Raw genomic sequence first — 12217 nt, forward strand, 5'->3', positions numbered from 1 at the left:
TCCAACGCCATGTCAAACTGACATTTTAGACTGGAGTGGCCCTTGCAGTCTCAGGAAAATCGACCTTGACCAGCAGGCCGCCCAGGCGCTCGGACTGACCCAGCGTCAGCACGGCGCCGTGGCGCTCGGCGATGGATTTGATGATCGCCAGCCCCAGGCCGCTGCCGCCGGCCTGGCTGCCGGGCACGCGGTAGAAGCGGCCGAACACGCGCTCGCGCTCCTCGGCCGGGATGCCGGGGCCGGAATCCTCGACGCTGAGCACCACGCGGCCGGCCGCGGCCTTTGTGGCGCCGGCGCTACGGCGCAGGTCGATATCGACGGTGCCGCCGGCCGGCGTGTACTTGATGGCGTTGTCGACCAGGTTGCGCAGCAGGATGATCAGCGCGTCCGGCTGGCCGCCCACCGAGGCCTCGTCGGCGTGGTGCAGGCCCAGGTCGATCTGGCGCGCCTGCGCCAGCCCGGCCATGTCGCCCAGCGTGCGCTTGACCAGTTCGCTCAGGTTGACCGGCTCCAGCTTGACGTGGTTGGCCGAGCCCTCCTGGCGCGCCAGCACCAGCAGCTGCTCCACCAGCCGCGTGGCGCGCTCGATGCCGGCCGTGACGCGGCCGATGGCCACGCTACGGGCCGCGTCGTCCTGCGCGCGCTCCAAGCTCAGCACCTGCAGCTTGAGCGCGGCCAGCGGCGAGCGCAGCTCGTGCGCGGCGTCGGCCACGAAGTGCTGCTGGGCGTCGAAGGCGGTGCGTACGCGGCCGAACAGCAGGTTGAGCTCGTGCACCAGCGGCAGCACCTCGTCGGGCAAATCGTTTTCGGACACGGGCGACAAGTCGTCCGCCTGGCGCGCCGCCACCTGCCGCTTGACGCGCGACACCGGCGCCAGCGAGCCGCTGACCACCCACCACACGACCAGCATCAGCACCGGCGCCATGACGGCGATCGGGCCGACCGTGCGCAGCGCCAGCGTGCCGGCCATGCGCTGGCGCACCGCCATGTCCTGCGCCACCTGCACCGTCTGGTTGCTGGTCTGCACCGAGAAGATGCGGTAGGTGGTGTTGTTGGCCTTGACGTTGGAGAAGCCCAGCACGGCGCGCTGCGGCAGCGCCGCGCGCGACAGCGAACGGAACACCTGCGCGCCGTCCGGCGTCCACACCTGCACCACCAGGTCGTCGTTCTCGGGATCGGCTGCCGTGTCGGCCGCCTTGTTGGTCAGCGTGGCGCTGGAGCGCAGCGACATCGCCATCTGCTGCATGTGATAGTCGAATATCTGGTCGGCGTCGCTGAGCGCGCTGCGGTAGGCGATCATCGCCTGCGCGACGGCGGCCATGGTGATGGCGGCCAGCAGGAACCACAGCAGGCGGCCGCGCAGCGAGTGCGTCACCACGGGCACCCGTGGCAGCGACGGCATCTTCACCTTCATCGCCTTCATAGCTTAGGTACCATGTATCCCAGGCCGCGCACGTTTTGGATCAGTTCCGCGCCAAGCTTCTTGCGCAGGCCGTGGATGTAGACTTCGACCGCGTTGCTGTTGACTTCATCCTTCCAGCTGTACAGCTTTTCCTCCAGCTGGTGGCGCGACAGCACGATGCCGGGCCGCGCGATCAGCGCCTCCAGCACCGCCCATTCGCGCGCCGACAGGTTGACCTGCTTGCCGTCGGCGATCACTTCGCGGGTTTGCGGATTGACGCTGACGCCGCCGTGTTCGAACACCGGCTCGGCACGGCCGGCCGAGCGGCGCAGCAAGGCGCGGATGCGCGCCAGCAGTTCGTCGAGGTCGTAGGGTTTGAGCACGTAGTCGTCGGCGCCGGCGTCCAGGCCGGCGATGCGCTGTTCCTTGGCGTCGCGCGCGGTGGCGATCAGCACCGGCGTGAGCTCCTTGCGCGCGCGCATCGAGCGCAGCACTTCCAGGCCGTCCTTGCGCGGCAGGCCCAGGTCCAGCAGCACCAGGTCGTAGGTCTGGGTCTGCAGCGCGGTGTCGGCCATCGCACCGTCCTTGACCCAGTCCACCGCGTAGTGCTCGGCCCGCAGCAGGTCGAGCACCACTTCGCCGATCATCGTATCGTCTTCCACCAGCAGAAGTCGCATATTGTTTCCTTTCTGTTTTTGTGTTGCGTTCTGCCGGCCCGAGGGCTTAACCCAGTCGCACCGGAATGAAGATTTTATCGTCGCCGCGCTGGATCAGCAACGCCACCGACTTGCCGGACTTGTCGACCACCTCGCGCACCTGCTCGATGGTATTGACCGGACGGCCGTTCACCGACAGCAGCACGTCGCCCGGCTGCACGCCGGCGTTGGCCGCCGCACCGCGCGCATCCTCGATCAGCAGGCCGCCCGGGATGCCGGACTGGCGCTTCTCGATGTTCTCCAGCGGACGCAGCGACAGACCCAGCTTGAGCTTGGCGCTGGCCTGGCCTGTGCGCTCGTCGCCGTCGGCGGCCGCGACCTTGTCGTTGGCGTTGCCCAGCGTGGCGCTCAATTGTACCGGTTTGCCCTGGCGCCAGACTTCCAGCGCCACTTTATCACCCGGCGCGGCCAGGCCGACGATCGCCGGCAAATCGCCCGAGCTGACGATCTTGGTGCCGTTGATGGTGCGGATCACGTCGCCCGCCTTCAGGCCGGCCTTGTCGCCGGGGCCGCCCTTCTCGACGTTGGCCACCAGCGCGCCTTCCGGCGTGGCCAGGTTGAAGGAGTCGGCGAAGCCCTGGTTGATCTCCTGCACCGTCACGCCCAGCTTGGCGTGGGTGACCTTGCCGGTCGAGACGATCTGGTCCTTGATCTTGCCGGCCACCTCGATCGGGATGGCGAACGACAGGCCCTGGTAGCCGCCGGTCTGGCTGTAGATCTGCGAGTTGATGCCGACCACCTCGCCGCGCGTGTTGAACAGCGGGCCGCCCGAGTTGCCGGGGTTGACCGCGACGTCGGTCTGGATGAAGGGCACGTTCCCGTCGGGCAGCGAGCGGCCCTTGGCGCTGACCACGCCGGCGGTCACGGTGTTGTCGAGGCCGTACGGCGAGCCGATCGCCAGCACCCACTCGCCCACCTTCAGGTCGTTGCCCTTGGCCAGCGGGACCACCGGCAGGTTCTTGGCGTCGATCTTCAGCACGGCCACGTCGCTCTTAGGATCCGAGCCCAGCACCTTGGCGCGGAACTCGCGGCGGTCAGTCAGCTTGACCACCACCTCGCTGGCGTCGCGCACCACGTGGGCATTGGTCAGGATGATGCCGTCGGCGCTGATGATGAAGCCCGAGCCCAGGCCGTGGGTCGGCACGCTGCGCTGGCCGCCGCGCTGCTGCGGGCCCTGGAAGCGGCGGAAGAATTCGTAGAACGGGTCGTCGGCGAAGGGGTCGCCGCGGCCGGCCTGCTCGCCGCCGTCGTAGGCGGTCTTGGTGCTGCCGGTGACGCTGATGTTGACCACGGCCGGGCCGTTGTGGGCGGCGATGACGCTGAAGTCGGGCAGCGCGATGGCCGGCGCAGGCACGGCGACTGGCGCGGCCTGGGCCGGCGCGGCGGCTTGCACCACGACGGGGGCGGCGGCAACGGCATTCCCTTGTTTGACAACGGCGGCGCCACCCACGCCTATCACGCCCAGCACTGCCACGGCGAGGGCTGCACGTTTGAGAGTAGATTCGGACATAGCTGCACTCCTGAATTGAATGGGGTTGTAGATGTATCCAATATGAGGGTAAAAACTTAGACCCGTCTTAACAATACAATTGCTTACAAGCAGCACAAGTTTACGCAAAACTGGCCGGATATACCGGCCAGTCGGAACTACTCAGCTACGGAGGATCAGGCGGCCTGGCGCTGCTCCAGGGCGGTGACGTTGTCGCTGCCGTCAATGACGATCTTGCGCGGCTTGAGCGCCTCGGGCACTTCGCGCACCAGCTCGATGTTGAGCATGCCGTTGTCGAAGGTGGCGCCGGTCACCTTGACATGGTTGGCCAGCTGGAAGCGCTGCTCGAAATCGCGCGCCGCGATGCCCCGGTGCAGATAGGTGCGCTCGGTGGTGTCCTTCTGCTTGCGGCCGACCACGTGCAGCGAATCGCGCTCGAAGGTGATGTCGATCTCCGAACGGCTGAAGCCGGCCAGCGCCATGACGATGCGGTACTTGTCTTCCGAAACGAGTTCGATGTTGTACGGTGGATAGCTCGGGGTGGAGTCGCCGCGCTGGGCGTCGTTGAGCATTTGTGCCAGGCGATCAAAGCCGATGGCGGAACGATACAGTGGGGTCAGGTCAAAAGTACGCATGGTGGATATCCTTTTCAAGTTAAGCGATATGGGCGGGGAAGCTTCCCCTCGGTGGTCCCCATCTGGGCAACCACTGAGTCCGATATAGGATGGTTTTCGGGCCTTTCAAGGCCTTGAAAAACGCCCGCAAGATCCCCAGCGCCGTAAAAAATTTAAAAATATTTTCGCCGCGGCGCGCCATCTTTTTGCCAGATTTGCAAGTTACCTGCGTGCTACACTCGCCTTCTTGTCCAACCTCGTTATCGACCAAATGTCCATGTCACGTGCCGCCCTCGCCGTCCTGTTGGCCACCGCCTTCAGCGCCCAGGCAGAAGCCATCTCCGAACAGCCTTATCCAGGCACCATCGTCTTGAAAGTGGACGCCACCAACACGGCGCAGCAAATCTTCCGCGTGCGCGAGAGCATCCCCGCCAAGCCCGGCAAGCTGACCCTGCTCTATCCGCAGTGGATACCGGCCAACCACGGCCCCAGCGGCGCGCTGAACCAGTTCGCCGGCCTCAAGGTCAGCGCCAACGGCAAGCCGCTGGAATGGAAGCGCGACACGGTCAACGTCTACGCCTTCCACCTCGAGGTGCCGAAGGACGCGGCGTCGGTGGACGTGGAGTTCCAGTACCTGTCGCCGACCGAGGCCAACCAGGGCCGCAACACCATGACCAACGACATCGTCGGCGTGCAATGGCAGTCGCTGACCTTGTACCCGGCCGGCTACAACAGCCGCCGCATCACCATGCAGCCCAACCTGACGCTGCCGGCCGGCTGGCAGTACGGCACGGCGCTGGAGACGGCCGCGCGCACCGGCGACGAGATCGCCTTCAAGCCGCTGGACCTGGAGGCGATGATGGATTCGCCGCTGTTCGCCGGCCGCTACTTCCGCCGCATCGACCTCGATCCGGGCGCGAAAGTGCCGGTGCATCTGAACGTCGTGGCCGACTCGGCCGAGCAGCTGGAGGCCACGCCGGAACAGATCGCCCCGCACCGCGCCATGGTGCAACAGGCCTACAAACTGTTCGACTCGCGCCACTACCGGCACTACGACTTCCTGTTCGCCATCAGCGACGAGTTCGGCGGCATCGGCCGCGAACATCACCAGTCCAGCGAGAACGGCGTCAAGACGGGCTACTTCGCCGACTGGGCCAAGCAGGAGGCGCGGCGCGAGCTGCTGCCGCATGAATTCACGCACTCGTGGAACGGCAAGTTCCGCCGCCCGGCCGACCAGAACGTCCCCAACTTCAACACCCCGCTGCAGAACTCGCTGCTGTGGGTGTACGAGGGCCAGACCCAGTACTGGGGCGCGGTGCTCGCGGCGCGCTCGGGCCTGATCAAGCCCGAGCACACGCGCGACCTGCTGGCCGCCACCGCCGCCCGCTACGACAACACCCGCGGCCGCGAATGGCGCGCGGTGCAGGACACCACCAACGACCCGATCGTCAACGCCCGCCGTCCGCAAGGCTGGAACAACTGGCAGCGGGCCGAGGACTACTACTCGGAAGGCGAGTTGATCTGGCTGGACGCCGACACGCTGATCCGCGAAAAGTCCGGCGACCAGCGCTCGCTCAACGACTTCGCCCGCAGCTTCTTCGGCGTCGACGATGGCGTCAACGTGGCCAAGCACTACACCTTCGACGACGTGGTCAAGGCGCTCAACGCGGTGCAGCCGTACGACTGGGCCGGCTTCCTGCGCAGCCGTCTGGACGGCCACGGCCCCGGCGCGCCGCTGGATGGTCTGGCGCGCGCCGGCTGGAAACTGGTGTACGCGGACAAGCCGACCGACTTCCTGAAGGCCCAGGAAGAGCAAAGCAAGTCGGCCAATTTCCAGTACTCGCTGGGCTTCTCGGTGGACTCGGATGGCAAGCTGGAAGCCTTGCAGTGGGAGGGCGTGGGCTTCAAGGCCGGCCTGTCGGGCGGCGGCACGCTGCTGGCCGTCAACGGCCGCGCCTACAAGGCCGAGGTGCTGCGCGCCGCCGTCACGGCCGCCAAGACCGGCAAGGAGCCGATCAACCTGCTGGTCAGGAAAGGCGGCTTGTACCAGACCTATGCGCTCGACTACCACGGCGGCCTGAAGTATCCGCGCCTGGAGCGCATCGAGGGCACGCCGGATCGCCTTGAGGCAATTCTGCAACCGCTGAAATAATTGTCGTTTCGACAGGGCGCCGGCCGCTTGTGGCGGCGCCCCGCCGGGTTATACTGGCCCCATGCCAGACCGGACCGATCCCCGCCCGCCACCGCGCACCGAGCTAGACCAGCTGCGCGCGTCCGACCGCATTTTTCACGCCCTGCTCGACAACGCCCCCATCCTGATATCCACCAAGGACTTGCAAGGCAATATCACGATGGCCAACCGCCATTTCGACATCCTCGACGGCTACGATCCCGCCAACTTTGTCGGCGCCAACGTGTTCGAGTTGTTCCCGCGCGAGATCGCCGAGCAGCTGTGGCGCAACGACCGCTTGGCGGCGCTGGAAAAGCGCGCAGTCCAGGAGGAGGAAGCGGTCTACCACCGCGACAAGACGCTGCACACCTACATGACGGTGAAGTTCCCGCTGCTCGACGACGAGGGCCAGGTCTACGCCACCTGCGCCGTCTCCACCGACATCACCGACACCAAGGCCGCGCAGTTCGACAGCGTGACCGACGAGCTGACCGGGCTGAAGAACCGCCGCTACCTCAACATCCGCTTCGGCGAGGAACAGAAGCGCGCCCGCCGCGACCGGCGCCTGCTGACGCTGCTGCTGATCGACGTCGACCGCTTCAAGCAATACAACGACAGCTACGGCCACCCGCAGGGCGACCAGGTGCTCAAGACGGTGGCCGACGCCATGCAGCGCGCGCTCAACCGTCCGGGCGATCTGTGCTTCCGCATCGGCGGCGACGAGTTCGCCTGCCTGTTCGCCAGCAACAGCGCCGAGGACAGCGTGGCGCTGGCCGAGCGCATCCGCGCCGACGTGGCGGCGCGCCGCATCCCGCACCAGGGCAATCCGCCGGACGGCCATGTGAGCTTGTCGCTGGGGCTGGCCTTCATCGCGCCGGACGCGGCGCCGAGCCAGGACGAGGTCTACCAGCAGGCCGACCAGGCCCTGTACCGGGCCAAGCACCAGGGCCGCAACACGGTCTCGTGCTAGGTCTGCGCCTTGGCGTTTGCCGATTTTGGTGTATCCTGATGGCATGAACAAAGACACCGACATCCAACTCAGCGGCCCCTTCAAGGCCTCCGACGGCTCCGGCCGTGCCCACGACGCCAAGGCGATCCGTATCTTCGACGAAGGCTACGGCGCGATCGACGTGTATGTGGACTTTTCCGGTTCGATCAGCGGCCTGCACAAGGACAAAGCGCTGATCGACGCCGTGGTCGCGCAGCTGCGCACCGTCGGCTACAAGGGCCCGGCCCTGACCGCCGGCGATTCCGTGCTCCAGGAAAGCAAGCTGCTGGTGCTGGAAGCGCCGGACGAATTCAACACCTTCGCCGCCGGCAAGGGCTGGAAAGACCTGGCCGAGGAATTCGGCGACGAATAACGGCGTCAGATGTAGCGGTCGCTCCAGGCCGCGATCAGCTTGGCCACGTAGACGGCGTCCTCGCGCTCGGTCAGCAGGTGGTCCGCGCTGTCGAGCGAGATGAAGCTTTTCGGATGCTTGGCGGCGGTAAAAATCTCCATCGCATTACTGATGCCGACCGTGTCGTCGCCCGGCGCGTGCATCACCAGCAAGGCCCGCTTCAGGGCCGCGATCTTCACCTTCAAATTGTGCCCGCCCGCGTCCTCGACAAACTGTTGCCGGATGCGGAAAGGCCTGCCCGCCAGTTGCACCTGCGCCTCGCCCTCGGCGGCGATCTGGTCGAGATGCTGGCTGAACAGGCCGGTCACGCGCACCGGATCGCTGGGCGCGGCCAGCGTCACCACCGCCTTCGCCTCCGGCACGTCGCCAGCCACCGCCAGCACCGCCGCGCCGCCCAGGCTGTGACCGATCAGCAGGCTGGGCGCCTTGTGGCTGGCGCGCAGGTAGGCCGCCGCCGCCAGCAGGTCCGCCAGGTTCGACGAGAAATTGGTGTTGGCGAACTCGCCCTCGCTCGCGCCCAGGCCGGTGAAGTCGAAGCGCAGCACGGCAAAGCCATGCTCGGTGAGCGCCTGCGCGATGCGGCTGGCCGCGAACACGTCCTTGCCGCAGGTGAAGCAGTGGGCGAACAGGGCGTAGGCCCGGATGGCGCCGTCCGGCGCGTCCAGCCGCGCGGCCAGCTTCTGGCCGTCGGCGCCGAGGAATTCCTGTCGATGTGATCGCATGCGCTGTCCCGTGGTTGATGGCAGACGCTATTTAACCAAACAAACCGTGCAGATACCAGCGCGCCGTCTGCCCGCCCTCGTGGCCGGTGCGCTCGCGGTACAGCCAGTAGTGGGCGTGGTCCTCGCCCTCGGCCATGAAGTAGTCGCGGGTCTGCATCGCGCCCCACCAGCCGGCCTCGATGCGCTCGCCGCTGGAGATGATCTTCAGCGGCGAGCCGTAGTACGGCCGGTGGTCGCGCATCAGCAGGGCGATGGGCTTGGCCAGCAGCCACGCGGGGCGCGGCAGGCTGGGCATGTCCGGCGGCAGCTGGGCGCGGGCGTCGGCCGGACGGATTTTTTCCTGCACGCTGACCCAGGCGTTGGCCTGCTCGGGGCGGTAGTCGGCGCGCGGCGCGGCCTGCAGCACGTTCTCCGGCCCCAGCCGCGCGGTCAGCAGTTCCAGCAGGCGCTGCCAGTCCTCCTTGCTGCCGCCCGGCTCGGGAAACAGCGAATCACTCGGCGGCGCCATCGGCCGCACCTGCGGCGCCTCCAGGCACAGGCCGATCACCGGCGCATCCAGCGCCTGCTTGGCCAGGCGCTCCTTGAGCAGGCGCACCAGGTGCTCGTCGCGCCAGGTCGGCTCGGCCAGCACGATGTCGATCACGGTCGGCGGGCCGGCCACCCTGCCGCGCTCGTGCTCGAGCAGCAGGCGGATGCGCTCGACCGCGAACTGGCGCGCGCTGAGCCAGCCGGTGAGCTGCTGCAGCAGGCGGCGCGCGCCGAACAGCAGCGCCTCGGCGTTCTCCACGCGGTCGAATAGTTCCAGCCTGGCGCGGAAGCTGGCCGGCGCCTCCAGCCACTGGTGCATCTCGGCGCGCTCGCCGTGGGCGTCGTCCAGCATGTCGATCAAGGCCCGGCCGCAGCGGCGCTGCAAGCCGGGACGCGGCAGGCGGCGCATCTCGCCCAGCGTCAAGCACCCGATGCCTTCCAACCAGCTCAGGTAGGGCCGAGCCGGAGGCAGCAGGCTGCCGGGCAAGCGGTCCATGCGCCGCACCAGCGCGTCCATCGTCAAGGCCCGCCCGGCGTTGCCGCAGGCCAGCAGCCAGGCGCCGCGCGCGGTGGGCGCGCAACTGAGCGTGGCCGTGAAACCAAGCGCCTCCATGCTGGCCGCCACCAGCCGGCACAATGCGCGGATGCCGCCGAACAGGCGCAGGCTGGCGCCGACGTCGAGCAGCAGCGTGGCCTCCTCCGCCTGCGCCAGCTGCGGCGTGAACTGCAGCAGCGCCATGGCCACCGCGTGCTGCGCGTCCGCCTCCAGCTGCGGCGCGCGCTGCTGGAACTGCGACTGCGGCGCCAGCATCAGCGCGCCGCCGCGCCGCATGCCGGCCTCGACGCCGGCATGCCGCGCCAGCGCCGACATGGCCACCACCCGCTCCTGCTCCAGCACCACGGTGCAGCGGTCAGCCGACCAGCGCGGGCAGAATACTTCGAGCGGGAGCCGTGGCAGGTGTAGTCCGATCCAGAGGCGCATGGCGTTGTAGTAGCGATGGGGTTAAGGGCAAGAACAAGGGCGTGTCGCGCTGCGGTCCTCGTCGCTTGACGAAGCCGATGTTGATGCCGCCCGGCGCCGTGTGCAGCGACAGCCGCAGCGGCGCCGGCGAGGCGTCCTGCGCGGCGGCTAGCGGGCGCAGCATGCAGAACAGCGTGTCCCCGCTTTGCGCCGCCAGGTGCAGGCGGCGCAGCGTTTCGCCGCGCGCGTGGTTTTGCCACAGCAGCAGCGCGCCGCAGCAGCCGCTGCGCAGCACCTGTTCGGCCGCCCACAGCGCGTCGCCGCTTTTGGCGCCGCTGCGTATCCACACCAGCTGCGACGGTTCCAGGCCCAGCGCGGCCAGCGCCAGCGCCTGCGGCGCGTGCGGCGGCTGCAGCAGCACGATGGGCCGCTTGCCCAGCCCCAGCAACGCCGGCCGCAGCAGCCGCAGCTCGCCGATGCCGTGCTGCTGCACCAGCAGGTCGACCAGCACGCCCAGCGGCCAGCCGCCGCCCGGCAGCTGGGCCGACAAGGCGGCAAAGCCGGTGTCGGCGCAGCGGGTGGCGCTGTGCGCCAGCTGCGACGCCAGCCATAGCGATGGGTGGACGGCTTCGGGTGCAACGGCGGCGGAAAGGGAGGCAGATCGGCTCATGATATGGACTGGATTCTACCGTAAATACTGTATGAATACACAGTACTATTTGCGGCCGTTTTTGGCAAGGCCAATCTGTATCGTGCGGCGCATGCTGTACCATGTGGTTCAGGCAACTTAACAACAAGGACATCCTTTGCAAACCATTCAACTGGTCGGCGCCATCCTGTTCGGACTGGCGCTACTGCACACCTTCGCAGCCAAATCCTTCGAAATCCTGTCGCACCGCCATCCGCGCCACGCGGGCCTGTTCCACCTGCTGGGCGAGGTGGAGGTGGTGTTCGGCTTCTGGGCCTTCATCCTGATCGCCGCCATGGCGCTGCTGAGCGGCGGCGAGGCCGCCATCCACTACGCCGAGTCGCGCCAATACACCGAGCCGCTGTTCGTGTTCACCGTGATGGTGGTGGCCGCGTCGCGGCCGGTGCTGGACATCATGGAGCGCCTGCTGCTGGTGCTGGCCAAGCTGCTGCCGATGCGCGTCGAACTGGCGCTGGTGTGGTTCGGCCTGGCGCTGGTGCCGCTGACCGGTTCGCTGATCACGGAGCCGGCCGCGATGACCCTGGCCGCGCTGATGCTGGCGCCGCTGGTGTTCCGCGACGGCATGCCGGAGTGGCTGAAGTATGGCGCGCTGGGCGTATTGTTTGTCAACGTCTCGATCGGCGGCACGCTGACCGCCTACGCCGCGCCGCCGGTGCTGATGGTGGCCGGCACCTGGCAATGGGACAGCGCCTTCATGGCCACGCACTTCGGCTGGAAGGCGGCCATCGCGGTGGTGCTCAACGCGACCGCGATCACCTTCATCCTGCGCAAGCATCTGCGGGCGCCGGCCGCGCCGTCGGCCGAAGCCGCGGCGGCGCCGGCGGTGCCGCTGGCGGTCACCGCGATCCACCTGGCCTTCCTGGCGGCGGTGGTGCTGCTGGGCCATCATCCGGTGCTATTCCTCGGCATCTTCATGCTGTTCCTGGGCTTCACGCAGGCTTACCAGCGCTACCAGAATCCGCTGATCATCAAGGAGGGCTTGCTGGTCGGCTTCTTCCTGGCCGGGCTGGTGGTGTTGGGCGGCATGCAGCAATGGTGGTTGCAGCCCATCGTCGAAAGCCTGCCGCCGATGGCGCTGTTCTTCAGCGCGCTCGGCCTGACAGCGATCACCGACAACGCGGCGCTGACCTATCTCGGTTCGCTGATCCAGGGGATTTCAGCGCAGTCGCAATACATGCTGGTGGCCGGCGCGGTGGCCGGCGGCGGGCTGACGGTGATCGCCAACGCGCCGAATCCGGCCGGCGTGTCGCTGCTGCGGCGCGGCTTCCAGGATGAATCGATAGGCGCTATCGGCCTGCTGGCCGGCGCGCTGGCGCCGACGGTCGTGGCTGCGCTGGCTTTTCTGCTGTAACCACGCCGACAGGCTCCCAAGCTCGTACCCAGAGGGGCTTCTGCAAGCCCGACAGAAAAGTAACGCGCGGTTAAAAATATATTCGCCAAGTTGTTACAAAATACGTATTTTGTGGCAATTTTGCTCACTACAATGGTTTTGGGTCTAGGCCCACA

Annotated in this window: 11 protein-coding genes; 4 read left to right on the top strand and 7 right to left on the bottom strand. The window is 67.3% G+C overall.

Going from position 1 to position 12217, the window contains the following annotated elements:
• Nucleotides 1-25 precede the first annotated feature (25 nt).
• The 4 genes from AC07WS_RS06310 to AC07WS_RS06325 all read right to left on the bottom strand — a co-directional run bounded on the left by AC07WS_RS06310 (nt 26) and on the right by AC07WS_RS06325 (nt 4242).
• Nucleotides 26-1414, bottom strand: a complete 1389-nt coding sequence (locus tag AC07WS_RS06310; protein ID WP_494728930.1) for an ATP-binding protein — start codon at nt 1412-1414, stop codon at nt 26-28.
• A gap of 5 nt (nt 1415-1419) precedes the next feature.
• A complete protein-coding gene (locus AC07WS_RS06315) occupies nt 1420-2079 on the bottom strand; it encodes a response regulator (RefSeq protein WP_117011532.1) in 660 nt (219 codons plus the stop codon).
• A 46-nt stretch (nt 2080-2125) separates the two neighbouring features.
• Nucleotides 2126-3628, bottom strand: coding sequence for a DegQ family serine endoprotease (locus AC07WS_RS06320; protein WP_494728233.1), 1503 nt, complete (start codon nt 3626-3628; stop codon nt 2126-2128).
• Between the two features lie 155 nt (nt 3629-3783).
• The gene (locus tag AC07WS_RS06325) at nt 3784-4242 is read right to left on the bottom strand and encodes an Hsp20 family protein (protein ID WP_494728234.1); all 459 of its coding nucleotides are present in this window, start codon (nt 4240-4242) and stop codon (nt 3784-3786) included.
• A 256-nt stretch (nt 4243-4498) separates the two neighbouring features.
• On the opposite strand from AC07WS_RS06325, the gene AC07WS_RS06330 reads away from it, so the two are divergent.
• The 3 genes from AC07WS_RS06330 (at nt 4499) to AC07WS_RS06340 (ending at nt 7752) form a co-directional block, all read left to right on the top strand.
• Complete coding sequence (locus AC07WS_RS06330; protein WP_494728235.1) at nt 4499-6373, top strand: M61 family metallopeptidase; 1875 nt, start codon at nt 4499-4501, stop codon at nt 6371-6373.
• A 61-nt stretch (nt 6374-6434) separates the two neighbouring features.
• Nucleotides 6435-7361, top strand: coding sequence for a sensor domain-containing diguanylate cyclase (locus tag AC07WS_RS06335; protein ID WP_494728236.1), 927 nt, complete (start codon nt 6435-6437; stop codon nt 7359-7361).
• 43 nt (nt 7362-7404) lie between these two features.
• Nucleotides 7405-7752: a hypothetical protein gene (locus tag AC07WS_RS06340; RefSeq protein WP_494728237.1), complete on the top strand. Its 348-nt coding sequence runs from the start codon at nt 7405-7407 to the stop codon at nt 7750-7752.
• A gap of 5 nt (nt 7753-7757) precedes the next feature.
• On the opposite strand, the gene AC07WS_RS06345 is transcribed toward AC07WS_RS06340, so the two are convergent.
• Genes AC07WS_RS06345 through imuA form a run of 3 tightly spaced genes read right to left on the bottom strand, consistent with a single transcriptional unit; the run spans nt 7758 to nt 10672 of the window.
• A complete protein-coding gene (locus AC07WS_RS06345) occupies nt 7758-8513 on the bottom strand; it encodes an alpha/beta hydrolase family protein (RefSeq protein WP_494728238.1) in 756 nt (251 codons plus the stop codon).
• A gap of 31 nt (nt 8514-8544) precedes the next feature.
• Nucleotides 8545-10023, bottom strand: coding sequence for a Y-family DNA polymerase (locus AC07WS_RS06350; protein ID WP_494728239.1), 1479 nt, complete (start codon nt 10021-10023; stop codon nt 8545-8547).
• Nucleotides 9953-10672 (bottom strand): translesion DNA synthesis-associated protein ImuA, encoded by a 720-nt coding sequence (imuA, locus tag AC07WS_RS06355; protein WP_494728240.1) that lies wholly within the window; start codon nt 10670-10672, stop codon nt 9953-9955. The genes AC07WS_RS06350 and imuA overlap by 71 nt, the downstream gene beginning before the upstream one ends.
• A gap of 136 nt (nt 10673-10808) precedes the next feature.
• Between imuA and AC07WS_RS06360 the strand changes: the two genes are divergently transcribed.
• On the top strand, nt 10809-12062 hold the full coding sequence (locus tag AC07WS_RS06360; RefSeq protein ID WP_494728241.1) for a putative Na+/H+ antiporter: 1254 nt from the start codon (nt 10809-10811) through the stop codon (nt 12060-12062).
• The last annotated feature ends 155 nt before the right edge of the window (nt 12063-12217 follow it).

Source organism: Duganella sp. GW821-FHT01E12 (assembly GCF_059422325.1).